Origin of the sequence: Pontibacter amylolyticus, from assembly GCF_014638845.1 — a bacterium.
GTDB classification, from domain to species: domain Bacteria; phylum Bacteroidota; class Bacteroidia; order Cytophagales; family Hymenobacteraceae; genus Pontibacter; species Pontibacter amylolyticus.
The window spans coordinates 514130-537878 of record NZ_BMFP01000002.1 but is presented as its reverse complement, the minus strand read 5'-3'; the positions used below and the strand labels follow the sequence as shown (position 1 = coordinate 537878).

Here is a 23749-nt window from a genome sequence, read left to right as displayed (position 1 = left end):
AACCTCAACTAAACAGAGCCCCTGCCTCTGAGAGCTATCTTTTGCATCCCTAAACCCGGCAACATGGCTGAGCGGAAAAGCGACAGGCTCTATGGTCTGTTTTTCTTTATAGTGTTCGAGGTAGTGGTGTTTTTTTTGCTGCGCTACCTGGTGTCGGACATGGGCATGGATGACCAGTATCAGGCAGAAAACACGATAGTGCCGAATTGGGTAAAAGCTGTTACTTTTATACTGTTATATATATTATGCGTATTGATAGCCGTTGTATTGGTGAGCAATATTGTGCCCAGCAAGCATAGGGGCCAACTGATGAGTTGGGTATACCTGGCACTGGCTGGCATGCTCGTGATGCTCGTGGTTATATTCTGAACAAGCCTATTTTGAATTACAGCTGAAATCACCCTATTCATGAACAAGACAATCTTTGCACTTTTTGCCTGCTTGTTTCTAAGCTTCGGCCTGCAAGCGCAGGAATACTCCCAGGAAAACTACCAGCCGCAACGCCAGAAGGGCCGCCACTTTCTGCAGCTGCGCAACGGCCAGGTGGTGTACGGTAACAGAGTACAGTACAAGTCGCCTATTTTTAAGCAGGATTTCTTCTTGGTGGACGACACGCTCAAGTACTCCCCTGAATTGGTAGATGTGTATCAGAACAGCGATGGTTATTTTGCCAGAGTGGCCGCCGGCAACCGCTTCGACTCTTTTGCCAAGCGCATTATGGAGGGACCACGCGTTTCTAAGTTCTACACGACCACGATCGACTATGCCGCCATGGGCTACCACCCGTACGGGTACGGTATGCCGCGCACCAGCCGACGTCGCATTTACTTCTTCTCCAAAGACAACGGCCCGCTGATGACGTTCAACCAGCAAAATCTGGAGCAGGCGCTGGCGGACAACGCCTCCAGTATGGTGCTGATCCAGCGTCATAAGCGCGAGAAGACAATCTCGACAGTAGTAGGTATAGCCGGCGCAGGTTTGCTTACGTACGGTCTGCTATCGCCTTCCCAGAGCTCCACTAACCCGAATTCTGTTAATGTGTCGCCGGCCGTGTATGCGGGAGCCGGGCTTATAGCGGTACCGCTGGTTATTCAGCTTTTCCGCAAAGACAAGCTGACACAGGCAGTTGATGTCTACAACTACCAGGTAAAGCAGTAGCATAGCTCATGCCTGATTTGCTCTTACTCCACGGCGCCCTGGGCGCTGCCAGCACCCTGCATCCCCTGCAACAGTTGCTTGAAGCAGACTTCAACGTGCATACTCTCAATTTCAGAGGGCATGGTGGTAGACAGATGCCTCAGGGCCCTTTCCGTATGGAGTTGTTTGCAGAGGATATACTGCGCCACCTGGACCAGCACCAACTGCAGCAGGTCGACATATTCGGGTATAGCATGGGCGGCTACGTAGCGCTATACCTGGCGCTTCAGCACCCGGACAGGGTGGGCCGCATCTTCACGCTGGCCACTAAGTTTGCCTGGAGCCCTGAAACAGCGGCCAAGGAAGTCAAAATGCTGCAGCCGGAGAAGGTACAGGAAAAAGTGCCCGCCTTTGCTGCTGTTCTCGCCAGGCGCCACCAGCCTAACGAGTGGCAGGAGGTCATGCGCCGCACAGCCGACATGATGCAACACCTGGGCAGCTATCCCATGCTTACTGAAGAAACCTTGCCGCGCATACTTGTGCCCGTCCGCGTAAGTGTGGGCGACCGCGACAACATGGTCAGTCTGCAGGAGACAGCCTGGGCCTACCGGCATTTGCCTAATGCCAGCCTGCAGGTATTCCCTGACACGCATCATCCTCTGGAAAAGGTCAACCTGGGCCAGTTGCAGCACGAGCTGAGGCAATTCTTTGGGAAAGATGCCGTTTTGGTTTAAATTCAGCTGATCATACCTATTGCGAGTACTTATGCGCTTACAACACTTCTGCGGCACTTTGCTAATTGCTTCTACCTTACTTACTGCAGGTGCCTGTACCAGCACAAAACCCGCTGCGGGGCAGCGAGGCTATACCGAGGCGGGCAAGGCATCTTACTACAGCAACAAGCTGCATGGCCGTAAGATGGCCAACGGGGAAACCTATAATCGCAGGAAGCTTACTGCGGCCCACCGCACCCTGCCTTTTGGCACTAAAGTAAAAGTCACGAATCTGCAGACAAAGAAATCGGTTAAGGTGAGCATTACTGACCGGGGGCCTTTTGTAAAGGGGCGTGTGATAGACCTGAGTGAAGCTGCAGCCAAGCGGCTAGACTATATTAGTGCAGGTATAGTACCAGTAGAGGTGAAGGTGGTGAAGCCTGCCCCTGTACGTTAGCACAAGATGTTTACACACTGACCACCTTTGGAATACCTCCTACTCTGTTTTTTAAAAAGTCTACAAATATTCCAATTAATCATTTGGAATACTGTATTTTAAAACATAATTTTGGGCATGCTTAAAAAGTGGAAATCTCTTTCGGTGACGGCTGGTCTTGCAACAATTCTGTTGCTGGGTGTAACCACTACGCCTAATGCAGCCGATTTGAACAATGGGGAAGCCACAGCTCAAGCAACCACTGTTGAAGCAACTGCTGTAGTAGCGCCTGATACCAACACTGCCGCTACTACAGACGACGCAAAGCCCTCAACGCCTAAAAAGCAGAAATCAGTTTTGGATGCTGATGTGTTGGAGAGCCCGCTTTCTTTCTTCAAAGACCTTTCTTCCGGATCGGAAGAGGAGGAGTCGTCTGACATGACGGTGAAGTCGAGTACGATCGTGCTGGCTCTGAAAGCACTCGCGGCGACACTGCTTTCCACGATCATGTAATTTCTCCTTTTACTTTACTCTATGCAGGCCGATTTAGATCGGCCTTTTTTTGTTTTTGGCCGGTGCTATACCTACCAAAACCCAAACCAGGAGATTAGGAAACTTATTGGGGGCACTATAAGACCAGGTATAGGATAAGATAAACAATCCCCAAAACCAATACGTCGGTAATGGCAGGCGCAAATAGCATAGGTATAGGTATAGCTATACCTTAACGGGCGCGCCTATACTTACATCAGGTCCGTGAGTAGGGCCAACCCCAGTCCAAAGAGAGTTGCCAGCAGTTTGTTGCGGTTGAAGCGGTGATCGGGGCTTGTTTCGAAAAGAATGGTAGTGGAAATGTGCAGGAAGTTGCCGGCTACCAGGCCTGTAAGCGCAGTAAAGACCAGGTCACCGCCAATATTATCTTTTATGATGTAATTGCTCACCAGTATACCCATTGGCGCCCCAATGGCAAATATCAACAGCCACAAGAAGGCCTTTCGGAAAGAGCCGATGCGCGACATCAGCACAGACATCAGTGCGAATGCAGCGGGTACGTGGTGGATGGCTATACCTAACAGCACCGCATAGAAATTCTCGCCCGCATGGTGGTGCCCCACATGACGCTCGCCGCCCTCTACCAGTATGCTACCCTCCAGAAACGAATGGATAAACAGCGAGCCCAGCAGCAGAAAGGGCATAGTGCCTGCATGCGCATGGCCATGGTGGTTGGTGTGCATGTGTCCGTGCTCCACGCCATGCGAAAAAAGCTCCAGCACCAGCTGCAGAAAGAAGCCGGCCAACACCCAGTAACCAACACGATGCGGGCTTGCGTTGCCAAGCAGCACATCGGGCAGCAGGTGCACAATGGTGATCGTGAACAGATAGGCACCACTGAAGGCGAGTGCCATTTTCAGCCAACGACTGTTGTCTGGCGGAAATACCTTTACGAGGAAGCTGGATAGCACCACCGTGAAAAAGAGCACAAGTATAGCTATGATCATACCGCGTTATTTTTTTAGCACGAAAATGATTCGCTCACTCTTTTCCGGATCAAAGGGCTGCAGCTTGTAGTCACCAAACACCTCTGCCAGGCGCAGTTGCGCAATACGGAAGTACTCCATGAAGTTTTCCTGCCGCAAGGCCCGCACACGCTCCTCAAAGCAGTACTCCCGGCCTTTGTCCTCAAAGCGAATGGTTTTTACAATGAAATCGTGCTCCACTTTTCGGCTGATATCAAATACAATGCCCTGCACCTCTTTCTGCTCGTGCGATACCAGACGCTCGATGGTGCGGTCGGTGTTCATAAAGTCGATGACCAGTTTGCCGCCGTGCTTCAGATCGGTGGCGGCGGCTTTCAGCGACACCACATTTTCGGTTTCGCTTTCGAAGTAACCGAAGCTCGTGAACAGGTTCAGCACAAAGTCGAATGCCTCGGGTTTGTATACCTCCCGCATGTCGTGCACATCAAAGTGCAGGCGCTCATTCTCGTACTGCCGGGCGTGTGCTATGCTTTTCTCCGAGAGGTCTATACCTGTGACATCGTAGCCCAGCTCGTTCAGATAAAGGGAGTGGCGGCCTTTGCCGCAGGCCAGGTCGAGGATTTTGTGTTGGGGTTTTGGGTGCAGGTAAGCCAGCAGGTTATCCATGAACAGCCGGGCATCGTGGTCGTCGCGGTTGCTGTAAAGGATGTGATAGTAGGGTGAGTCAAACCAAGTGCTGAACCATTCTTCCTGTTGGGCCATAGGAGCAATGCAAATGCAGTAAGGGTGCAAATATACCTTTTATTTTTGGAACATGGGTATACGGAGGCAGCGTACACAGGTATAGCAACTCACAAAAAAGTCTGCCGCTACTGTAGCACACAGTAACGGCAGACTTTTTTTTACTAGCGCAAGCGGTCGCTTATTGTTTGTCAGCGCCAGCTGCTGAATTCGTTACAGCACCTTCGCGTACGCTGTCGCCTGGCTGAATTGTTTTAGCTCCCTGGTCGTGGTTAGGCATCACTTCCTGTGCGCCATGGCCTTCAGCACCATGTGCGGCATCCTCACCACCGGCATCAGACACGTTGTAGGTGCCGCGCGTCCCCGGAGGAACTGTATCATTTGACACCTTCGCCTCAGGGCGCAGGTCTTTTGGCGTATCGCACGAAATCATAAACAAACCACAAACTGCGGCGAATACTGCAAGTACGTTCTTATTCATCTCTATTTATAGGTTATAGGTCCTTATTTTAAAACACTACTGCACAGCGCAATAGCAAATCCCTTAGTACGACAGGTATACAGGCTTTGGTTTTAAACCACTAGGCGATGAGCTCCTTGCGGCGCAGCATCGACTCCAGCAGCTTGATGTCGTTCGGGTTGTTGAAGATACGGAATGGCATCATCACAAACACCGGTGCCTGGAAATTTTTGGCTAGCCAGCCTCTCCAACCGCCTGGTAGTTGGGCATCCGTAGGAGGCTTCAGCCACAGCAGGTAGGCCTGCCCCTTGCGCTCCACCGATCCGATCATGTCCCAGGTTAGGGCCATGCCTTCGCGCTCGTTGCGCTTCAGCAGGATCTGGCGGGAGTCGATCTCGTAGCTCAGTTTCTCGAACAGCGGATTGCCCTGCTCCATCTGCGTCACCCCCATCACCTGGGCCGAACGGAGCAGCACAAAGATAAGCGTAACCAGGATAGCACCGGCTACCCACCACCAGGAAAAGCTAAACACAGCCGGCAGCAGAAACAGCACCAGCGGAATAAGGGCCATCCACCAGTCTTTGCGCCATACCTTGGCCAGAGCTATACCTGTAAAAGTGTTCTTCTCCAGTTGGTACTTTTTGGTACGAATGGCATTCGGCGCAGCGCTTGACTGCATCCGGTAACGTTGATTCTGTTGCATAAAAAATAAAAAAATAAGCGCCCGCCCTTTATCGGACAGGTATAAGTTCAATTAATAAGCCTTCAGGCTCAGGTCCATGCTCTTGATCGAGTGCGTGAGCGCACCCACTGAAATAAAGTCCACACCGCATTTGGCCACTTCCGCGATGGTCGCCTCGGTGATACCGCCGGATGCCTCGGTTTCGAAGCGGCCACCGATCAGGGCCACTGCTTCGCGCATCATCTCCGGCGTCATATTGTCGAGCATGATGCGGTGGATACCGCCTGTTTCCAGGGCTTCCTTCACTTCCTCCAGGTTGCGGGTCTCCACCTCAATGCGCAGGTCTTTGCCTTTCGCTTTAAGGTAGCGCTGCGTGGCTTCGATTGCCTCGCGTATACCTCCGGCATAATCCACGTGGTTGTCTTTCAGGATAATCATGTCGAACAAGCCAAAGCGATGGTTCACACCGCCGCCGATCAGCACGGCCCACTTTTCCATGATGCGGAAGTTTGGCGTGGTCTTGCGCGTGTCCAGCAGCCTGGCCTTCGTGCCGGAGATCAGCGAGTTCAGGTAGTGGGTATAGGTGGCAATGCCGCTCATGCGCTGCATGCAGTTGAGCACCAGTCGCTCGGCCGTGAGAATGGACTGCGCCTTGCCTTTTACGGTCAGGGCCACATCACCAAACTTCACTTCGGCCCCGTCCTGCAGCAGTACCTCTACCTGCAGGTCAGCGTCTACTTGCTTAAAGATATACCCGGCCAGCTCCACGCCAGCCAGTATGCCGTCACCCTTCACCAGCAGTCTTGCCTGGTTCTGGGCATCGTTCGGAATAGAAGCCAGCGACGAGTGGTCGCCATCGCCTATATCCTCGGCCAGGGCCCTGGATATAAACTCAGCTATGCTTTTTTCTGTCAGGTATGATGCTTTCACGGTGCAAAAATAAAAAAAGGCCCGGTATATACCCCGAGCCTTGCTAAAAATATCACTATTATCTTCTTAATCTTTAATGAAATCGATAGAATGTATCAGGAATTTACCTCCTGCCTCCTTCACACGGATCAAAGTGGTGTAAGAACCGTTGCGATGGGTGTAGGTGCCGATCACATAGCGCTTGTCTTTTCTAACAGATTCACTCGGCGTCGGGAAGTTGTAGGCGAAACCGGTTGGCGGGTTTTTGCTGAAAAAATTCTTCATCACAAACTCTGCCTGGGTCTTGCTGTAATCCGTGGCCTTCTCGTCGGCGAACGACAGACTTACCTTGCTGTCGAAGTGCCTGGCCAGGTCCTTGGCAGAGCCCGCCTTCAGAGCCGCCTCCACTCCGTTGAACACATCTTTCTGGGCCACCGCCTGCCCGGAAGCGAATAAAGTCGTGACAAAGGCCAGGAAAAGTACTACAGCAATGTTTTTAAAGTTTTTCATAAGGTGTATAAGTAATCTCGCCTCTCTATCTGCCAAAACTATGCCAACAAAAGTCGTCAGCAAGTACCTAAATATAACAGGAATAATCAATATATGCCGATGTAACGGTATAATTATACCTGACGTTACAGAGGACTGGTCCATGCAGCGTGCCTTCACCGGATTCGGAACAACAAATCGACCTTTGCCAGCAGAAGTGAGGCCTCCTTGCTGGCGTATGCTACAATTTAAGCATTTCCGGGCAGGCTTCCCACTATCAAAGCACAAATCAGCTATTTAGGCTGATAAGGCACCACAGATTATCTTATATTTGCACCATGGATAAAAAGGTAATGCTCATGATTCTGGATGGTTGGGGAATCGCCACCAACCCAGAAGTTTCGGCTATTCATAAGGCGCACACGCCCTTCTACGATCACATCATTCAGACATACCAGCACACCACGCTGCAGGCTTCCGGGGAGGCCGTAGGGCTCCCGGAGGGACAGATGGGCAACTCCGAAGTAGGCCACATGAACCTGGGCGCCGGACGCGTGGTGTACCAGGACCTGGTACGGATCAACAAATCCATTGCAGAGCACAAGCTGGCCGCTATGCCGGCACTGGCAGGCGCCTATACCTTCGCTAAAGAAAACAAAAAGGACGTGCACCTGATCGGGCTGCTCTCAGACGGTGGCGTTCACTCCCATATTGAGCACCTCAAGGCGCTCTGTACCAGCGCCTTCGACTATGGCCTGGACAAGGTATACATCCACGCTTTTATGGATGGCCGCGACACAGACCCCAAAGGCGGCGTGAAGTACATCAACGACCTGGAGCAGCACCTCGAGAACACGACCGGCACGATTGCCTCCATCATTGGCCGCTACTACGCCATGGACCGCGACAACCGTTGGGAGCGCGTGAAACTGGCTTACGACCTGATGGTGCACGGCAAGGGCACCCCTTCGCAGAACCTCATCAAGTCGGTACTGGACTCTTATAATACCGGTGTCACGGACGAGTTCATCCAGCCGATTGTAAAAGTAAATAACGAGCAGCAGCCCATCGCGACGATCAAGGAAGGCGATGTGGTGATCTGCTTCAACTTCCGTACCGACCGTGGCCGTGAGATCACGCAGGCACTCACGCAGCAGGACTTCCCGGAGCAGAACATGCACAAGCTCAACCTGCGATACACCACCCTGACCAACTACGACGACACCTTTGTGGGTGTGGAGGCTATTTTTGATAAAGACAACCTGAATAACACCCTTGGCGAAGTAGTGGCCAAAGCCGGCCGCAAGCAGATCCGCATTGCTGAAACGGAGAAATACCCCCACGTGACGTTCTTCTTTTCGGGTGGCCGCGAGGTGCCTTTCGACGGTGAGAAGCGCCTGCTGTGCCCATCACCGAAGGTGGCTACCTACGACCTAAAGCCGGAGATGAGCGCTTACGACATCCGCGACGCCATTGTGCCGGAGCTCCAGCAGCAAACCGCCGACTTTATCTGCCTCAACTTCGCCAACCCCGATATGGTGGGCCATACCGGCGTATTTGAGGCCGCAGTGAAAGCCTGTGAAGCGGTAGACCGCTGCGCTGAAGCGGTGGTGAATGCTGCGCTGGAAAGCAACTATGACGTAATTGTGATAGCCGACCATGGCAACGCGGATTACATGATCAACCCGGACGGCACACCCAACACAGCCCATACCACCAACCTGGTGCCCTGCGTTCTAGTGAGCAACGACTATAGAGGCACCTTGAGGCCAGGAAAGCTCGGTGACATTGCCCCGACCATACTGGAGCTGATGGGTATAGCGCAGCCGTTGGAAATGACGGGCGAATCACTTCTTCAGAAAGCACAGTAATTTGAGCAGCTACCGCATCATCGGACTATTTGCCCTGCTGGGAGGCCTTACGGCTTGCGAGCGCCCTACTCCGCCGCTTGCCGCGGGGCAGGAGCCTGCCTATGACCTGACCTCCTACCTGCAGGAGCAAACGGCCCGCCTGCAGCAGGAGCAGCCGCCGGTGCTGAAATCGGTTATCACCAAGGGGCAGCCGACCGAGACCCTGCAGCTGGAGGAGCTGGACTGGGAAAAGGAGCTGGCCATTTTTCAGGAAGTGGATCTGAGCCGCCCTGCCCTGCGTGACTTTTACAGAGAGGAGCGCCATACCTTGCCCAATGGCAGCACGGTGAGCATTTTCACGAAAGACGCCGAAGCGGCCGCTCCTGTCGACCGCCTGCAGCTTACCGTGTCGCCTTTACAAAAACTGGAGCGCCTTGAAGCGGTGGTGTTAGAAGAGAATTTGCTGTTCTACTCTAAAAGAAACATTAGCCTGACTGCAGAGCCGGGCTCTGGCAACCTTAATGGCTATCGGGTCGAGGGTGTGCAAAAGCTTATTTTCGGGGACTCGCTCCGGTATCGCGTCGATGCGAACTTATAAGCAGTATTTCCATAGCAGCCTTCTGTTGCCTGATTACTTTTTTCAGGTTTAAATTGCGTATATTGCTCTACTAAGCCGCTCAAGTCATGTGCTTTAACTGTACTTGAGCGCCTCTGATGCCTGTTTGATCTGTGCGTATGCGTGTCTGTACCCTGGCCTTTTTTCTCGCTTTTGCCTTTGCCCGGTTGGCCTTTGCCCAAACGTCAGAGCAGGGGCGTGGCTGCAGCACAGAGGCCTACCTGGAGACGCTGAAGCGACAAGACCCGGGCTTTGAGGAGCGAAGCTTGAAGACGCAGCAAGCAGTGCAGCAGCACATACGCCAGCGCCCTGCCGGACAGGCCATGCAGCAGGCCACCATTACCATACCGGTCGTGTTCCATGTCGTGTATAAGAGTGGGAGTGAGAACATCTCTGAGGCGCAGGTGCGCTCCCAGCTCGAAGTACTGAACCAGGACTTTCGCCGCCTCAACGCGGACACCACCAATACCCCGGATTACTTCCAACCTTTCGCCGCAGACACCCGCATTGAGTTTTGCCTGGCCATAGTAGACCCGACCGGCAACCCTACGACAGGCATCACCCGCACGCAGACGACCAAAGAGAGTTTCAGCTATTTTTCTGACCAGATCAAGTCCTCGGCCAATGGCGGTGTGGACGCCTGGGACACCAGGCTATACCTGAACATCTGGATAGGCAACCTGGGTAACAGCAGCATTGGCTACGCCTCTTCACCGGACGCCTCCCCGGGTCGCGACGGCGTGGTGCTGCACTACCGAACAGTGGGAGCGGCCCCACATAATAACAGCTTGTGGGCTTACAACCAGGGGCGAACTGCCACCCACGAGGTAGGGCACTGGCTCGGCCTGAAGCACATCTGGGGAAACGGGATGACCTGCAACGACTCCGACGACATCGACGATACGCCCAATCAGTTCACCCAGACAGATGGTTGCCCGGACGGCATCGAGGTTTCGTGCGACAATGGCCCCTACGGCAACATGTGGCAGAACTACATGGACTATTCGGATGATGCCTGCATGAGCCTTTTTACAAAGGGCCAGGCCGCTTACATGCAAGCGATACTGGAGTCGGCACGCGGGTATATGTTTGCGTCCACGGCCTGCACAGGTGAGTTGCGTTCCCGTTTCAGCACAGCCCAGCCCCAGGACACGCTCTTAGCCCCCGGCGACCAGGTACAGTTTATCGGCTCTTTCTCCGGCTTTAAGCCCACGCAATGGCTATGGCAGTTTGAGGGTGGCACACCGGCCTCCTCCACTGAGCAGAACCCAACCGTGAGGTATAGCCGCCCGGGCAGGTATAGCGTCACCCTCACCACTTCCAACAAGAGTTCAAGCCATACCCTCACCAAAGAGGCTTACATCTATGTGACTTCTGACAAGGTGAAGGTATACCCGAATCCGGCGAAAGGCTATCTCATAGTGGAACAGGTAGCCCGCCAGCAGATACAGCTGGTAGAGTTGCTGAACCGCCACGGACAGGTGCTCCTGCGCGAGCAGGTAGCGGAAAGGGTCATCAGGCTGGAGGTGCAGCACTTACCGGCTGGCATCTACCTCCTGCGCACGACCAGCACCAACGGCACTGCAGTTACAAAAGTAAGTATTGTGAAATAGCAGTAGCTATACCTTAAAAGCCCTCTCCCTGCAGGGTCACCACCACCGTGCGCTTCGAAGCATGATTGCGGTGCTCGCACAGGTATACGCCCTGCCAGGTGCCCATATTGAACTCCCCATCCGAGATCGGCACGGTCACAGAGCTACCCAGCAAAGCAGCCTTCAGGTGCGCCGGCATATCGTCCGGGCCCTCCAGGGTATGCCGGTAATAAGGCGCGTTCTCAGGCACCATGTGGTTGAAGTGGCTCTCAAAATCCTGCCGCACGGTGGGGTCTGCGTCTTCGTTGATGCAAAGGCTGGCAGAGGTATGCTTGATGAAGATGTGCGCTAGGCCCACTTTGTAGTTTTCCAGTTCAGGCAGCTGCGCTGTCAGCAGGTCCGTGATCAAATGAAAACCGCGTTTCACAGCTGGCAAGCGTATCTCTTTCTGAAACCACATAGTTTTGATTTTTGATTGAGTGATGGAGTGAATGAGTGATTTGTTTTTGAGTTGTGAATGAGTGGTTGAGCGATTTAGTGATTAATTCTTCTGGATGACTTTCTGAAAGGGCCGATCGTTATGGTTCATACGCGAATACTTCATCGGAGTAAATTTAGATACAATGCTCTTGTTTCTCTAAGCATTGCGCCACTGATCAAATAACTCACTCATTCGCTCCACCACTCATTCACAACTCAAAAACAAATCACTCATTCACTAAATCAATCAATAATCCGTTCAAACGCTCCGATATCCGGCTTGGTGGAGCTGCGGTTTATACCTTTGAAGTCCTTGCCTATACCTGGCAGGGGCTTAGCAGCGCCGGTGGCAGGGGAGAGGGTGTCGAGGCGGAAGTCCTGCTTGCGGACGTCTTTGAACTTGGGGTCGATGTTGAGCTGGTTGCCGTTGCTATTGAGCGTGCTTTTGTAAGCATCCGTGCGCAGTATGTTGTTGGTTACTTCTGATGAAATATTGCCTTCCAGCAGCACCTCATTTATATAGTTGGATCCATCGCTGGACACGATGCTATTGACCAGCCGTAGCTGTGTGGGCTGGTTCCGGATATCGGTGCCAGGTATAAAGTCGGCGACGACAAATGCAGGTGTCTCGCGCTGCAGCTGGTTCTGATAGTTGACGATGGTGGAGTACAGCACCTCATAGTTGCCACCACCCAGGCCACCAAAGCTATACTGTCCGCAGTTCTGGATCAGGGTATTCACCACTTTCACATCCGAAGTGAAAGCCACGATGCCGTCCAGGAACGCATACTGTATAGCACAGCCTTCCACTAAAGTGCCTCCCTTGCCCGGGTTGCCTATCCGGATACCGCGTATCGTGTTACGGATATCAGCATAGCGGATAGTGTTGTTCTGGCTGCCTGTGAGGATGCGTATGCCTTCCCACTGACCGGGCGCATTGACATAGGCCGGCTCGCGCCGTATACCTGAAAACGTCACTCGCTCCTCTGGTGTGCCTTTCACCTGCAGCGTGCCGTTGATCAGCAGCACGGCTTTGTTCGTGGCAAATATGCGTGTCCCTTTCTCAATGGTGAGTGTAGCTCCCTCGCGCAGCAACACCGTGTCGAGCAGCACATGCGGCTTGCCTGCCGCCCAGGTAGTAGTACCGATCACGCTCTTCTGATGAAACACAGCATCCTGTCCATAGGCTACCAACTTCACGTTTTGCTGGTTTCCGTTAGTCTGGAATAGGATAGAGTCTGCTACCAGAAAAGGCTGATTCTGAGTCGCCGGATTGATGTTGACGCGCACCAGAATGTAGAGGCTGTCCTGACCGCGCAACTCGAGGTTACTGGCAATCGGCGTTTCCCGGCCGTTGATGATTAGTTTGTAAGGAGAGGTGTTAGCGCCGCCCAGGCTGATGCTGCTGATGCGCACGGCATTTTTTTGCGGGTTGTATACCTTCAGTCGCCGCGTCACGCTGCCCTGCGTCACAAACACCGTATCAAACAGCACCGTGTCCGCCGAAAATTGCAGCATCGCGCCCGGGTCGTTCGTCACAACCTCATCTTTGGGCTCACAGCCCACCATCGAGAGCAGGAACAGGAGGGGCAGTATGGCGAGCAGGTATCTCAAGGGTGGTTAAATTGTTGAATTGCTAAGTATAGGTCTAATTATTATTTGCTTTCCTTCAATGAAGTTGCTTCGGTCTCCATGCATAATCGAACTCCTTAGCCTGTGGACCGATATTTCCAAAATTAATGGTTACTGTATTTCCGTTTTTGTTATTGCTGAACTGGCTGTCAAGCATAAGACAGAAGCCAATGATTAGCTCATGATTGCTATCGTCGTCAGCTACTATTTTGTAGTTGTCTCCTTCAAACCACGTCACCATCTCCTTATCCCACCAAGCTATTTGAACATCGTTTTTATACACAGAATGCTTATGCCCTTTGTGCCCGAAGATTTCATACAGGTCGGCTCCGTCCTGGCATTGGTAGTGAGACTTCCAGAGTGAGACCGTACCAAATTCAATTATGCCTCCATCCCATAGCGTAACCTCATACTTCGGGCTGAACCATGACCACTTCTTCCCCATTGTGAGCTTCGCTCGAGAATTCTGATTGTCGAACAGGTGCAGCTTTGGCATAAAGCCTATCAGCTGGGATGATGCAAAATACGTTTGTTCTCCGTTGATAAATATCCTGTACTTATCTCCGAAAGCGATTTTCTTCTGATTTACGTCAATCACCATCCTTTACTAATTCAAGTACCTACCTAACTAATATCTAGACGGTCGATGTGCCATTGAATATACTCGTTAATGATACAATCATCATTTATCGAGTTCACCAAGTTAAAACAAAAAAAGGAATGCAGCGCAGCTTTCGGCTGCACCACATTCCTATATATACCTTGATCAAAAGCGAGATAACTTATTACGCGGTGGCACCTTCTTTCAGGCGTTCGGCGTTCTCTGCTATACGCAGCTCCTCTACGAAATCTTCAATACCGCCATCCATCACGTTAGGCAGGTTGTACACCGTATAGCCTATGCGGTGATCGGTTACACGCCCTTGCGGGTAGTTGTAGGTACGGATCTTGTCAGAACGGTCGCCGCCGCCTACCATGCTCTTGCGCTGGGCGCCTTCGGCTTCGTTCTTCTTGGCCAGCTCCACTTCAAATATACGCGAGCGGAGTACCGCCAACGCCTTGTCGAAGTTCTTGAGCTGCGATTTCTGGTCCTGGCACTGGGCCACTATACCTGTTGGAAGGTGCGTCAGACGAACGGCGGAATAGGTCGTGTTCACCGACTGGCCACCCGGGCCTGAAGAACAGAAAAGGTCCTTGCGGATCTCGTTCATGTCGAGCTCGATGTCAAACTCCTCCGCCTCTGGCAGCACCACTACCGAAGCCACAGAGGTATGGATACGACCCTGTGTCTCGGTGGCCGGTACGCGTTGCACGCGGTGCACACCTGACTCGAACTTGAGCTTGCCGTACACGTCCTCACCAGACACGCCCACAATAATTTCCTTGTAGCCGCCGGATGTACCTTCGGTAGCATCCATCAGTTCCATGCGCCAGCCCATCTTCTCAGCGAAGCGGCTGTACATGCGGTAGAGGTCGCCGGCAAAGATAGAGGCCTCGTCGCCACCTGCTCCCGCGCGGATCTCCATGATGATGTCCTTGCTGTCGTTCGGGTCTTTCGGGATGAGCAGCTCTTTCAGGGTATCCTCCATCGCCTCACGCTGCGGAAGCAGCTCGTCCAACTCTTCCTTGGCCATCTCACGGAAGTCCTCGTCCTTCTCCGTCGAAATTACCTGTTTGGCATTGTCGATGTTGCTCAGGATGTTGAGGTACTTCTTATACTCTACTACTATTTTTTCAAGATCCTTATATTCTTTATTCAGCGACTTGTACTTCTTCATGTCGCTGGCCACATCTGGCTGGATAAGCAAATGGCTTACCTCTTCAAACCGTTGATTAATGGCTTCTAATTTATCTAACATCGCTCTGTTATGGTTTTAAGCTGCAAAGATACTAAATTGGCGTTTAAGTAATAAAACATAAGTGCTGGTTGCAGCTGTAATATTACTTATTTATCCTACTACAAATTTGTATCGAAAGATGTTCAACGCCCGCTCTTTGCTCGTTACTATAACCCTTGCCACTGTATTTATAGTTTCAGGCTGCGACGTGAAAGTGAAACCAATAGAAGGCGGGAAGGAAATAGCCCAGGAACTGGAGCGCCACAAGATCAAGCGCCTCACCCAGCAGGACATCCTCAATGCCGCCCAGAAATACGGAGACTCTGTTGTGGTGGTGGCGGAGCGGTTGCATGTCCAACGGCTGGCGGAGCACCTCGCTCAGGGAGGTATAGCGGCCGCCATACCTTACTGTCAGCCTGAAAACTTTGAGGAAGTGGAGGCCTTGCAGGATAAGTTCGGCGCCATCTCGCGCCGCTTCAGCGAGCGGCCGCGCAATCCGCAGAACGTGGCCAGGGGCGGCACAGCGCAGGCGCTGGCCAGGTATAGCAGCGGCCAGCAGCAAGGGGCAAATGTGGAGGAGCTGGGGCAGGACCAGATCCGCTATACCTCTCCGATCTACCTGCGCGACGAGACTTGCCTTAGCTGCCACGGCACAGTCGGCCAGGAACTGGGCGAGTCCGATTATACCCTGATCAAAGAAAAGTATCCGCAGGACCAGGCCACGGGTTATAAAAAAGGTGATCTGATGGGCATGTGGGAGCTCACCTTCGACAAGATGGACCTGGTTGCCTTCCTCAACGACCAACCCAAGAAAAGCCGTCGTCCACGCTAAACATTTCGCTGTCAGGTTTGTTTCTGGGCCATACAACCGGTTTAAGATGACATATGTCACTGCATTTTACGCCCAAAAGCCTTACCTTTGCACTTAGTTTGATCAGGGCTTATACCTGGTCTGATGTTTAAACTTTAAAAGATAGATATACTATGGCTGTTATAGTAGCAACTGATAACGATTTCGATAACGTACTTAACTCAAACCAGAACGTGGTGGTGAAATACTTCGCTGACTGGTGCGGCAGCTGCCGTTTGTTTGCGCCTAAGTTCAAGCGCCTGTCAGACGACGAGGCTTTTGCCAACGTGGCTTTTGTGGATGTGAATGCTGAGACAAGCCCGGAGGCCCGCAAAGTGGCTGGCGTAACCAACCTGCCCTTCTTCGCTGTTTTCAAGAATGGCAAACTGGTAGACACCGTAGCCGCCAGCAAAGAAGAAGCCGTACGCGATCTGATCACCAAATTGACCGTTTAAAAATGAAGATACCCGTAATAAAGAAACTAGTAGAGACCCAGTCGCTGGACGCCCTGACGGCGGCCGAGGAAGCACTGATGGAGGAGCAACCGCTCGCCATTGAGGTAGAAGGAGACGACGAAGGCGAGCAGCTGACGCACGTGATCGCCGCTGCCTGGATCCTGACCTACATGAACGACAACGGCGTGGACTTTAAGACGGCGCTGCGTGAGTATACCAAGAAGGTGCGCGTTTCCATCAGCTAGCCCTGTGTGGCACCTATAAAAAGCAGCCGGCCCCGAAGCGTAATGTTTCGGGGCCGGCTGCTTTTTATAGTATAGTTATTACTTACGTATTGGTCCTGGAGAAATAATCTTCTGCCAGCTTTCCGCCCATATCAGTACAGATGCCGCGCACATAGTACAGGTAAATGCTGCGGAACACTTCCGACAGGTCATATTTTGCAGGCGGGAAAGAGGCCGGGTTGATCATCATGAAGAACTGCTCCAGAATGATTTTGGTAACCAGTTGCAGGTTGATGTCCTTACGGAAATACCCCTGCAGTATGCCCCTGTTCAGGATCTCGGCGTTTACATGCTGGTTGTTGTCGATCAAGTTCTGCATGCTTATCTGCCAGGCCTCCGGATACTTCTGCAAATCACTGATGTAGACCGGGTTTATCTGTTTGATCGTTTTGGTACCATCCTGCAGGAGCAGCATGATTTCCTCTACGGGATTAGAGGCCATCGCCAGCAATTCCTGTTGTCTTCTGTTTTCCAGCTCTATATCATACAGGATCACCTGCTTCACCATATTCTCCCGGCTCGAGAAAAGCTCATGAAAAGTCGACTGACGTATGTCGAGCTTCCTGATCAGATCTGCGTCCGAATTCGCCTCTATACCTTCCCGCTTGAAAATCTGCAGGAGCTCACCTAATATGGTTTCTAAAAAAGTCATTGAACAGGGTAGACCATCAAGCTGCGGAATAGGACAAATACCTATACGCAATAACAGACCTGATGTATATTTTAAATTTGCTTTCGATGTCTCGCGGGAAACATGCAAATGTAACACAATAAGTTGCGCCCCGCAAACTGCTTAGAGCCGGAGTCAGGCAGATTTACAGTAAGGTCCAGATGCTTATGAAGAAAACGGCCTGCACCAGGTATACATAGGGCGCCAGACGGTTCTCTTTGTATATAGGGGCTTTTTGGAAGTATACCTGAAACAGAAAAGCCAACCCAAGCCACCCCAGGTAGTTAGTCCACGGAATGTGCCCGCCCTGCCAGTCCCAGAAGTCAAAGGCCATGGCCACCGGCTCCAGAAAGAAATCGAGCCCGACCATCAGCAGGGCTGCCACCACGGCCCTGATAAGCCAGTGCATGTCAATCATATTCACCAAATGGCCTGACGTGTAGACGAGCATCAGCCAGTTGAGCCCGATCAGCAGCGGCACGTCCAGCACCTTTATACCTAGTGATTCTCCATAGGCGTAGTCTCCGAACAGCAGACCGGTGTGTATACCTACTACTTCAGCAAAAAAGCCCGCCGACACAATGACCAGCGCAAACAGCAGGAAGGCCGCGTTCCAGCGCCGATGGAAGGAAAAGAGCAGGACATTGGTGAGGATCAGGTTCATGGGGGTGAGCCGCTGAAACTTCTCGGGTTCGCCACTAAACAGGAGCCCCCAAAAGCCCACTGCGTGAAAAATCGTCAATACTCCCAGAGCCACTGCGAAAGCATAGGGCTTCAGGCGCTGCTGCAAAGGTATAGCCGGCTGGTATGGGTGTGTGGTCTCAGGCATGATGTTTTGATCGGTTAACTGATGTTACGACAGGCACCAGGTTACCCACTATACGGGCAGAAAGCAAACACAGCGGTATACCCCCGCCCGGGTGCACACTGCCGCCGCAAAAGTAGAGCCCCTTTAATTTGGAGCTGAAGTTCGGGTGCCGCAGGAAAGCCGCCATGCGGTTGTTGGAGCTGCTGCCATACAGCGCTCCAGCATAGGAAGACGTCTGCCGCTCGATCAGCAAAGGGTCCAACACCTGCTCGCAGACGATCGCCTGGCGGAGGTCGGACTGTAGCATACGGCTCAGCTTGTCTGTCACGGCCTGGCGGGTAGTGCCGACGAGTTGCTCCCAGTCCTGCCCCTGGTGGTGCGGCACGTTTACCATCACAAACCAGTTCTCGCAACCAGCTGGCGCATCGTGCTTCTCCATTTTGGAGGTGATGTTCACATACACGGTTGGGTCGGGGCTGATGGACTTGTGCCGGAAAATGTGCTCGAACTCCTGCTTGTAGTCCTGGCTGAAAAAGATGTTGTGCAGGTGCAGTTCCGGATACTCGCGGGCTATACCCCAGTAGTAGATCAAGGCTGAACTGGAGCGCGGTTGCTGCAGCGTCTGCTCCGGGGCCGGTTGGTCGGGCAGTAGGCGACGGTAAGTCGGCACTATGTCCATGTTGCTCACCACTACCTCGGCGCTATACCTGCCCAGGCTGGTTTCTATACCTGCGGCCCTGCCGTTCTGCGTGATGATTCGCTCCACCCGCTCGTTATACCGGAAGGCCACGCCCAGTTCCTCAGCCAGCTTCACCAAACTGGATGCGATGCTGTAAATGCCACCTTTCGGAAAAAAAGCGCCGATGTTGTGCTCTAGATGCGGAATCAGGTTGAGCGTGCCCGGTGCCTGGTACGGGTCGGAGCCATTGTAAGTGGCAAAGCGGTCGAGCAGCTGCACAAAGCGCGGGTCATCGAATAGCCTGGCGTTGGCGTCGTGCATCGTCGTTGTCAGTCCCAGATCCGACAGGCAGCCCAGCGCCTTGAGCACATCGGCGCTCAGGTAGGTGTCGAGCCGGTGCAGGGACTTGTGCAGAAAAGTGTCGGCTGTGCCCTTGTAGAGACGCGCACTCTTGGCCAACACGTCCCGCACATCCTGCGCGTTTACACCCAATTGCCGTTCTGCTTCAGTTGCAAAGGCCTCCGCATCGGCATACGCCTTCAGGCGGCTGCCATCGGGCCAGAAGTAGTGCGTGATCGGGTCAAGGCGGGTATAGGTAAAGTAGTCAGTGGGGTTGCGGCCAGCCAGCGTAAAGAGTTCATCCACCAGGTGCGGCAGCGTGAACAGCGAAGGCCCTGCATCGAAGCGATAGCCCTGCAAGTCGAACTGGTGCATCTTGCCGCCAAAGGAAGCATTGGCCTCAAACACGGTCACGTCGTAGCCTTTCACCGCCAGCCTGATAGCCGTGGCTATACCTCCTATACCTGAACCGATGATGGCCGCCTTCGTCATATCCGAATGTAAGCAGATTATTTCTTTCCTGCACTTAACTGCGAGGGTGGGGCAAAGGTTTTAGAAAATAGCTGGTATACCTAAAAGAGAAAAACTGAAGCTCGCCACGGCTAAACCTGTATTACCAATAGCTATACCTTTAGAAACACCTTTCTGTAAACTGGCTTCCGCATGCCGAACGCCGCCAGCATGAAGGGGTATAGTATAACATCCAGCGCCTTATACCCGGTGCTATACTCAATGATGTCGTGGATGATGGCGCCACCGCCGTGCTGCTTGACCAGATGCTTGTGCCGCCATTTGCGCAGGGGTGGGGGCACTTCCTGGCCTTCGTCTACAAACCAGGCTGCTTTGTCCGTTATTTCCCGCTCCGTAATCAGGCTGGTCCACCGGAAGGACCTTATACCTGTCTGCAACTTAACCTCCACCACATCTCCCGGCGCGCTGCCATCAAATCGCAACAGCTTCAGCCGCGGGTAGGGCGGCGCCAGTTTCCTGAACAGCTGCTCGTCAAAAGCATGAAATACGCTTAGGTAATCCTGTTGCACTGCTGTCTGGAGGTGAAGGAGCATTTGATTGATGGTTAAATGGCTGAATGGTTAAATTGTTGGTTCGCAGAAAGTACTCTAATTCTGGACTGCTGACATGCTGCAGGTATAACTCATGATAGACAGCGCTCTCCGAAAACAATAACGAGTCCAGCTAAGGTATAGCAGCGGCGGCGCTATGCCTCCGATGTCGTCAACTTAAGGATTTTATGTCATTCCGACCCGGGGTAGGGGCCCTCGTTTTGGGAGAAATCTGGAACATCACTGATACTTTGAAATAATCCAGATCTCTCGATTTTTCGAGATGACAGGTTAGGTTAGAAGCTATTTAAGCTGGCAACAGCGCTATACCTTGTTTGCTATACCTCTTTACCCGTTTAACCATATCAGGAGCCAAATGTTGCTGCTCCCTCTTGGCTATACCTATACCTGCAAAAAAGCCGCAACATGTAGCATGCTGCGGCCTTGGCAAAATCATTCACTCTCGAACCAACAATTTAACCATCAACCATTTAACAATTCACCCTTAACTCAACAGATTGTCAATATCCTCTTTGGTCAGGCTCTTGATAATGTTTTCGTCGGTGCTGATCAAATCGGTTACAAGTTGGATCTTACGGTTCTGCAGCGCCAGGATTTTCTCCTCTACGGTGTCTTTGGTAATGAATTTATACGTGAAGACCTTGTTCTGCTGCCCAATGCGGTGGGCCCGGTCCACGGCTTGCGCCTCTACGGCTGGGTTCCACCACGGGTCCAGGATGAACACGTAGTCTGCCGCAGTCAGGTTGAGGCCAACGCCGCCGGCTTTCATCGAGATCAAAAATACCTGAATGCTCGGGTTGTTCTGGAACAATTCCACCTGCTGCTGCCGGTTTTTGGTGTTGCCGTCCAAATAAGCGTACGTTATCCCCTTCTCGTCCAGCACCTGCCTCACAATTTCCAAATGCTTCACAAACTGACTGAACACCAATACCTTATGGCCTTTTGCCACGATGCTCCTGGTCATGCGTATCACCTCTTTCAGCTTACCCGACTCGCCTTCATAGCCCGGATCGGTCATGTAAGGGTGGTTGGCAATCTGGCGGAGCTTCATCAAACCCTGCAACAGCATAAACTGCGTGTTGCCCGGCCCTTTTTCTTCCAGGCTGGTCAAAATCTTGTTGCGGTAATACGACTTGGTTTCCTCGTAGGCGTGCTCCTGCTCCTCTGTCATCTTGCAGAAGGTGGTGTGCTCTATCTTGGGCGGCAGCTCGCGGGCCACCTGCGACTTGTGTCTGCGGAGTATGAACGGCTTGATGAGCGCGTGCAGCCGGCGGGTCTTGTGCTCGTCCTTCTGCTTCTCTATCGGCTTCAAAAACTCTTTCCGGAAGAAATGCTGGTTACCCAGCAGGCCCGGGTTGATGAATGACATCTGTGACCAAAGGTCCATGGTGCTGTTCTCAACCGGCGTACCCGTCAGGATCAGGCGATGGCGCGACTTCAGGGAACGAACCGCTTTTGAGGTATTGGAATCCGGGTTTTTGATGGCCTGCGACTCGTCCAGGATGATGTAGTCGAAGTAGTAGGTCTTGAGCAATTCCGTATCGAGCCGCACGATGCCGTAGGAGGTCAGCACCAGGTCGTAGTCCTTGAACTGCTCCACGTTCTTCTCGCGGTAGGTACCGGTATAGGTGAGGATACGCAGTTCCGGCGTGAATTTCTGCGCCTCGTTCAGCCAGTTGTAGATCAGCGAAGTAGGCATCACCAACAGCGTAGCGGACTCGGCGCCGTTTTCTTTGCGGTGCTGCAGCATGGCCAGCGTCTGCACGGTCTTGCCCAGACCCATGTCATCGGCCAGACAACCCCCAAACTTAAAGTCCTTCACGAAGTGCAGCCAGTTGTAGCCCGCCTTCTGGTAAGGTCGCAGTTCGCCCTGGAAGCCCACTGGCAGCGGTTTGTCTTCTATTTCATCGAACCCGCGCAGCTTTTCCAGCTTGCGCGTCATCGTCACTTGGGCCAGGTTGCCGTTTTGCAGATCGTTTACCAGCGCCATGTGGTGCTTGCGCAGTGTCAGCTGGTGCTCCCCCTCCGAGAAGGCAAACAGCTCGATGTACTGCGTAAACCACTCTTCAGGTATGATCGCCACCTGTCCGTTCGGCAATACGTACTCATTGTTGCGGGTCAGGATGTGGTTTTTGAGCCTGATGAACGGCACTTCAAACTCACCGAAACGCACAGTGCCGTGTATATCGAACCAGTCGTTGTTTTCGGTTATCCCTACGTTGACAGAGATTTCGCCAATGAAGTAGTGCTTCGTGCTTTTCTCGGACTGCTCCACCGTAAAGCCGAGCTGCTCCAATGCCTGCAGGTTGTGGTTGAGCCACGAGAAAGCAGCGCTCTTGTCCAGCACGGCCTGTCCGTTCTTCACCTCCAATTCGCGCTTGGCAAGCTCCTTTACATACTCTTTTTCATATACCGCATCGCGCAGCAGCTTGTGGAAAATGTAGGAATCCTCCGTCTTTTCCATGCTCACACTAATGCGCTTGGCATCCTGGGCCTCCACCATGTGGTCGCCATACCTGAACGACAGGTTAAACAGGATCTTGTCGGCTGCGGCAGCTTTGTCCACTTTGCTGGCTTCACTGCCGCCGTTACTCAACAGCGCAGACACATCAGCCGACTTGATTTCGGAGAAGTTCAAGTGCGGTTTGGGCCTGAACTGCTGCGGTTTTATCTCGAACCCATTAGGCTTCACGTCGAAGGACTCCACCAACGAGGTCACAAATTTGCGGTAGTAATTTTCCTCTACTGAGCGCGGAATCAGGATAAACTTCTTATTCAGGAAAGGCTGCAGCTTCTTCCCGTCAATACCACTCTCGAAACTATAGATGATGCCGTCCACCATCAGCCAGGCCGGTTCGTAGCAAATCAGGGCGGCATTGCGGTACTGGAAGTTAAGCTTCTCACCCTTGTACCTGACGGTGGGGTAATAGTGGGTGTTGTCGGCGTTTCGGTGCAGGTGAAAGCGCACGGTCGCTTTATCGGCCGCTACCTGAATCTCTTTCCAGGTAGGATCGCCGTCTTTGCCCATTATAAACGTGCGTCGGTCCTGGAGCATTTCCAGGATCTTGTTCATGCGCACCTGCATGTAGTGGGTGATCGCCTCCTGCAAGTTTTTGTCGCCCTTTTCGGGGTCGTATACCTTCAGGAAAAAATCAACGGCGGAGAGTTTCTTATTGGAGAACTTCTTCAGGACGGTGTCCTGCTGAATCTGGTCGATCAGGTCGATCAACTTAAAATCTTTGGCATCGAGGCGAGCGGAGAACTCCTCGGCGTTTTTGGCAGAAATATTCTGGTGCTGTAAAGTCAGCTGGCCCTTGGTATTAATCTGCACCACAAATGATTCGAACAGGTATCCCAGGTACTCGTGCTCGAACAGGGAATAGATTACCTGAAACGGCTGTGTGGTGTATACTTTCATACAGGTACAATTTTAGGACTCCAAATTTATCCAAAAAACACCTGATTTCCTACCTGAAACGCTTGAAAATGGCGCCCGGAATCAAAATATTTTCATATTCCCAGCACCCTA

The 23749-nt window shown here is 52.5% G+C and carries 26 protein-coding genes; 11 read left to right on the top strand and 15 right to left on the bottom strand.

What is annotated here, in order from left to right; all coding sequences use genetic code 11:
* The first annotated feature begins 63 nt into the window (after positions 1-63).
* The 5 genes from IEV97_RS07345 to IEV97_RS07325 all read left to right on the top strand — a co-directional run bounded on the left by IEV97_RS07345 (position 64) and on the right by IEV97_RS07325 (position 2799).
* Positions 64-369 carry a hypothetical protein gene (locus IEV97_RS07345; protein ID WP_188500851.1) on the top strand — a complete coding sequence of 102 codons (306 nt, stop codon included), beginning with the start codon at positions 64-66 and terminating at the stop codon, positions 367-369.
* 39 nt (positions 370-408) lie between these two features.
* On the top strand, positions 409-1158 hold the full coding sequence (locus tag IEV97_RS07340) for a hypothetical protein (protein ID WP_188500850.1): 750 nt from the start codon (positions 409-411) through the stop codon (positions 1156-1158).
* An 8-nt stretch (positions 1159-1166) separates the two neighbouring features.
* Complete coding sequence (locus IEV97_RS07335; RefSeq protein WP_188500849.1) at positions 1167-1871, top strand: alpha/beta fold hydrolase; 705 nt, start codon at positions 1167-1169, stop codon at positions 1869-1871.
* Positions 1872-1902: 31 nt separating this feature from the next.
* Positions 1903-2307, top strand: coding sequence for a septal ring lytic transglycosylase RlpA family protein (locus IEV97_RS07330; protein WP_188500848.1), 405 nt, complete (start codon positions 1903-1905; stop codon positions 2305-2307).
* A gap of 117 nt (positions 2308-2424) precedes the next feature.
* Complete coding sequence (locus tag IEV97_RS07325) at positions 2425-2799, top strand: hypothetical protein (RefSeq protein WP_188500847.1); 375 nt, start codon at positions 2425-2427, stop codon at positions 2797-2799.
* Between the two features lie 230 nt (positions 2800-3029).
* Here IEV97_RS07325 and IEV97_RS07320 read toward each other — a convergent pair whose 3' ends face one another.
* The 6 genes from IEV97_RS07320 to IEV97_RS07295 all read right to left on the bottom strand — a co-directional run bounded on the left by IEV97_RS07320 (position 3030) and on the right by IEV97_RS07295 (position 7066).
* Entirely contained in the window at positions 3030-3785 is a 756-nt protein-coding gene (locus IEV97_RS07320; RefSeq protein ID WP_188500846.1) for a ZIP family metal transporter, read from the bottom strand.
* A gap of 6 nt (positions 3786-3791) precedes the next feature.
* Complete coding sequence (locus tag IEV97_RS07315; protein WP_188500845.1) at positions 3792-4526, bottom strand: class I SAM-dependent methyltransferase; 735 nt, start codon at positions 4524-4526, stop codon at positions 3792-3794.
* Between the two features lie 160 nt (positions 4527-4686).
* Positions 4687-4986 carry a hypothetical protein gene (locus tag IEV97_RS07310; RefSeq protein WP_188500844.1) on the bottom strand — a complete coding sequence of 100 codons (300 nt, stop codon included), beginning with the start codon at positions 4984-4986 and terminating at the stop codon, positions 4687-4689.
* Positions 4987-5086: 100 nt separating this feature from the next.
* Positions 5087-5668: a hypothetical protein gene (locus tag IEV97_RS07305; protein ID WP_229733835.1), complete on the bottom strand. Its 582-nt coding sequence runs from the start codon at positions 5666-5668 to the stop codon at positions 5087-5089.
* A 51-nt stretch (positions 5669-5719) separates the two neighbouring features.
* Positions 5720-6577, bottom strand: a complete 858-nt coding sequence (gene nadC / locus IEV97_RS07300) for a carboxylating nicotinate-nucleotide diphosphorylase (protein WP_188500843.1) — start codon at positions 6575-6577, stop codon at positions 5720-5722.
* 66 nt (positions 6578-6643) lie between these two features.
* Positions 6644-7066, bottom strand: coding sequence for a DUF4783 domain-containing protein (locus IEV97_RS07295; RefSeq protein WP_188500842.1), 423 nt, complete (start codon positions 7064-7066; stop codon positions 6644-6646).
* 317 nt (positions 7067-7383) lie between these two features.
* On the opposite strand from IEV97_RS07295, the gene gpmI reads away from it, so the two are divergent.
* The 3 genes from gpmI (at position 7384) to IEV97_RS07280 (ending at position 11124) form a co-directional block, all read left to right on the top strand.
* On the top strand, positions 7384-8916 hold the full coding sequence (gpmI, locus tag IEV97_RS07290; RefSeq protein WP_188500841.1) for a 2,3-bisphosphoglycerate-independent phosphoglycerate mutase: 1533 nt from the start codon (positions 7384-7386) through the stop codon (positions 8914-8916).
* A gap of 1 nt (position 8917) precedes the next feature.
* Positions 8918-9493, top strand: a complete 576-nt coding sequence (locus IEV97_RS07285) for a hypothetical protein (RefSeq protein ID WP_188500840.1) — start codon at positions 8918-8920, stop codon at positions 9491-9493.
* 137 nt (positions 9494-9630) lie between these two features.
* The gene (locus IEV97_RS07280; RefSeq protein ID WP_188500839.1) at positions 9631-11124 is read left to right on the top strand and encodes a M43 family zinc metalloprotease; all 1494 of its coding nucleotides are present in this window, start codon (positions 9631-9633) and stop codon (positions 11122-11124) included.
* Between the two features lie 13 nt (positions 11125-11137).
* On the opposite strand, the gene IEV97_RS07275 is transcribed toward IEV97_RS07280, so the two are convergent.
* The 4 genes from IEV97_RS07275 to prfA form a co-directional block, all read right to left on the bottom strand.
* Complete coding sequence (locus IEV97_RS07275; protein ID WP_188500838.1) at positions 11138-11563, bottom strand: secondary thiamine-phosphate synthase enzyme YjbQ; 426 nt, start codon at positions 11561-11563, stop codon at positions 11138-11140.
* Positions 11564-11826: 263 nt separating this feature from the next.
* Positions 11827-13197 (bottom strand): hypothetical protein, encoded by a 1371-nt coding sequence (locus tag IEV97_RS07270; RefSeq protein WP_188500837.1) that lies wholly within the window; start codon positions 13195-13197, stop codon positions 11827-11829.
* Between the two features lie 55 nt (positions 13198-13252).
* On the bottom strand, positions 13253-13816 hold the full coding sequence (locus IEV97_RS07265) for an LURP-one-related family protein (protein WP_188500836.1): 564 nt from the start codon (positions 13814-13816) through the stop codon (positions 13253-13255).
* Positions 13817-14000: 184 nt separating this feature from the next.
* Positions 14001-15074 carry a peptide chain release factor 1 gene (gene prfA, locus IEV97_RS07260; RefSeq protein ID WP_188500835.1) on the bottom strand — a complete coding sequence of 358 codons (1074 nt, stop codon included), beginning with the start codon at positions 15072-15074 and terminating at the stop codon, positions 14001-14003.
* A 193-nt stretch (positions 15075-15267) separates the two neighbouring features.
* Here prfA and IEV97_RS07255 point away from each other — a divergent pair, with 193 nt between their 5' ends.
* The 3 genes from IEV97_RS07255 to IEV97_RS07245 all read left to right on the top strand — a co-directional run bounded on the left by IEV97_RS07255 (position 15268) and on the right by IEV97_RS07245 (position 16603).
* Positions 15268-15885, top strand: coding sequence for a Tll0287-like domain-containing protein (locus IEV97_RS07255; protein WP_229733834.1), 618 nt, complete (start codon positions 15268-15270; stop codon positions 15883-15885).
* Between the two features lie 152 nt (positions 15886-16037).
* Positions 16038-16358 carry a thioredoxin family protein gene (locus tag IEV97_RS07250; RefSeq protein ID WP_188500834.1) on the top strand — a complete coding sequence of 107 codons (321 nt, stop codon included), beginning with the start codon at positions 16038-16040 and terminating at the stop codon, positions 16356-16358.
* Between the two features lie 2 nt (positions 16359-16360).
* On the top strand, positions 16361-16603 hold the full coding sequence (locus IEV97_RS07245; RefSeq protein WP_188500833.1) for a DUF6952 family protein: 243 nt from the start codon (positions 16361-16363) through the stop codon (positions 16601-16603).
* An 82-nt stretch (positions 16604-16685) separates the two neighbouring features.
* On the opposite strand, the gene IEV97_RS07240 is transcribed toward IEV97_RS07245, so the two are convergent.
* The 5 genes from IEV97_RS07240 to IEV97_RS07220 form a co-directional block, all read right to left on the bottom strand.
* Complete coding sequence (locus IEV97_RS07240; RefSeq protein WP_188500832.1) at positions 16686-17294, bottom strand: TetR/AcrR family transcriptional regulator; 609 nt, start codon at positions 17292-17294, stop codon at positions 16686-16688.
* Between the two features lie 163 nt (positions 17295-17457).
* Positions 17458-18141, bottom strand: coding sequence for a carotenoid biosynthesis protein (locus IEV97_RS07235; protein WP_188500831.1), 684 nt, complete (start codon positions 18139-18141; stop codon positions 17458-17460).
* The gene (gene crtD / locus IEV97_RS07230; RefSeq protein ID WP_188500830.1) at positions 18134-19630 is read right to left on the bottom strand and encodes a 1-hydroxycarotenoid 3,4-desaturase CrtD; all 1497 of its coding nucleotides are present in this window, start codon (positions 19628-19630) and stop codon (positions 18134-18136) included. Before crtD ends, IEV97_RS07235 begins: the two co-directional genes overlap by 8 nt.
* A gap of 131 nt (positions 19631-19761) precedes the next feature.
* A complete protein-coding gene (locus tag IEV97_RS07225; RefSeq protein ID WP_188500829.1) occupies positions 19762-20202 on the bottom strand; it encodes an SRPBCC family protein in 441 nt (146 codons plus the stop codon).
* A 502-nt stretch (positions 20203-20704) separates the two neighbouring features.
* Positions 20705-23638: a DEAD/DEAH box helicase gene (locus tag IEV97_RS07220; protein ID WP_188500828.1), complete on the bottom strand. Its 2934-nt coding sequence runs from the start codon at positions 23636-23638 to the stop codon at positions 20705-20707.
* Between the last annotated feature and the right edge of the window lie 111 nt (positions 23639-23749).

Coding starts and splice junctions, on each gene's coding strand:
- IEV97_RS07305 (WP_229733835.1), bottom strand. CDS start 5,668: ATGCAACAGAATCAACGTTACCGGATGCAGTCAAGCGCTGCGCCGAAT.
- IEV97_RS07310 (WP_188500844.1), bottom strand. CDS start 4,986: ATGAATAAGAACGTACTTGCAGTATTCGCCGCAGTTTGTGGTTTGTTT.
- gpmI (WP_188500841.1), top strand. CDS start 7,384: ATGGATAAAAAGGTAATGCTCATGATTCTGGATGGTTGGGGAATCGCC.
- IEV97_RS07330 (WP_188500848.1), top strand. CDS start 1,903: ATGCGCTTACAACACTTCTGCGGCACTTTGCTAATTGCTTCTACCTTA.
- crtD (WP_188500830.1), bottom strand. CDS start 19,630: ATGACGAAGGCGGCCATCATCGGTTCAGGTATAGGAGGTATAGCCACG.
- IEV97_RS07325 (WP_188500847.1), top strand. CDS start 2,425: ATGCTTAAAAAGTGGAAATCTCTTTCGGTGACGGCTGGTCTTGCAACA.
- IEV97_RS07275 (WP_188500838.1), bottom strand. CDS start 11,563: ATGTGGTTTCAGAAAGAGATACGCTTGCCAGCTGTGAAACGCGGTTTT.
- IEV97_RS07240 (WP_188500832.1), bottom strand. CDS start 17,294: ATGACTTTTTTAGAAACCATATTAGGTGAGCTCCTGCAGATTTTCAAG.
- IEV97_RS07280 (WP_188500839.1), top strand. CDS start 9,631: ATGCGTGTCTGTACCCTGGCCTTTTTTCTCGCTTTTGCCTTTGCCCGG.
- prfA (WP_188500835.1), bottom strand. CDS start 15,074: ATGTTAGATAAATTAGAAGCCATTAATCAACGGTTTGAAGAGGTAAGC.
- IEV97_RS07235 (WP_188500831.1), bottom strand. CDS start 18,141: ATGCCTGAGACCACACACCCATACCAGCCGGCTATACCTTTGCAGCAG.
- IEV97_RS07340 (WP_188500850.1), top strand. CDS start 409: ATGAACAAGACAATCTTTGCACTTTTTGCCTGCTTGTTTCTAAGCTTC.
- IEV97_RS07295 (WP_188500842.1), bottom strand. CDS start 7,066: ATGAAAAACTTTAAAAACATTGCTGTAGTACTTTTCCTGGCCTTTGTC.
- IEV97_RS07335 (WP_188500849.1), top strand. CDS start 1,167: ATGCCTGATTTGCTCTTACTCCACGGCGCCCTGGGCGCTGCCAGCACC.
- IEV97_RS07345 (WP_188500851.1), top strand. CDS start 64: ATGGCTGAGCGGAAAAGCGACAGGCTCTATGGTCTGTTTTTCTTTATA.
- IEV97_RS07315 (WP_188500845.1), bottom strand. CDS start 4,526: ATGGCCCAACAGGAAGAATGGTTCAGCACTTGGTTTGACTCACCCTAC.
- IEV97_RS07250 (WP_188500834.1), top strand. CDS start 16,038: ATGGCTGTTATAGTAGCAACTGATAACGATTTCGATAACGTACTTAAC.
- IEV97_RS07245 (WP_188500833.1), top strand. CDS start 16,361: ATGAAGATACCCGTAATAAAGAAACTAGTAGAGACCCAGTCGCTGGAC.
- IEV97_RS07320 (WP_188500846.1), bottom strand. CDS start 3,785: ATGATCATAGCTATACTTGTGCTCTTTTTCACGGTGGTGCTATCCAGC.
- IEV97_RS07265 (WP_188500836.1), bottom strand. CDS start 13,816: ATGGTGATTGACGTAAATCAGAAGAAAATCGCTTTCGGAGATAAGTAC.
- IEV97_RS07220 (WP_188500828.1), bottom strand. CDS start 23,638: ATGAAAGTATACACCACACAGCCGTTTCAGGTAATCTATTCCCTGTTC.
- IEV97_RS07225 (WP_188500829.1), bottom strand. CDS start 20,202: ATGCTCCTTCACCTCCAGACAGCAGTGCAACAGGATTACCTAAGCGTA.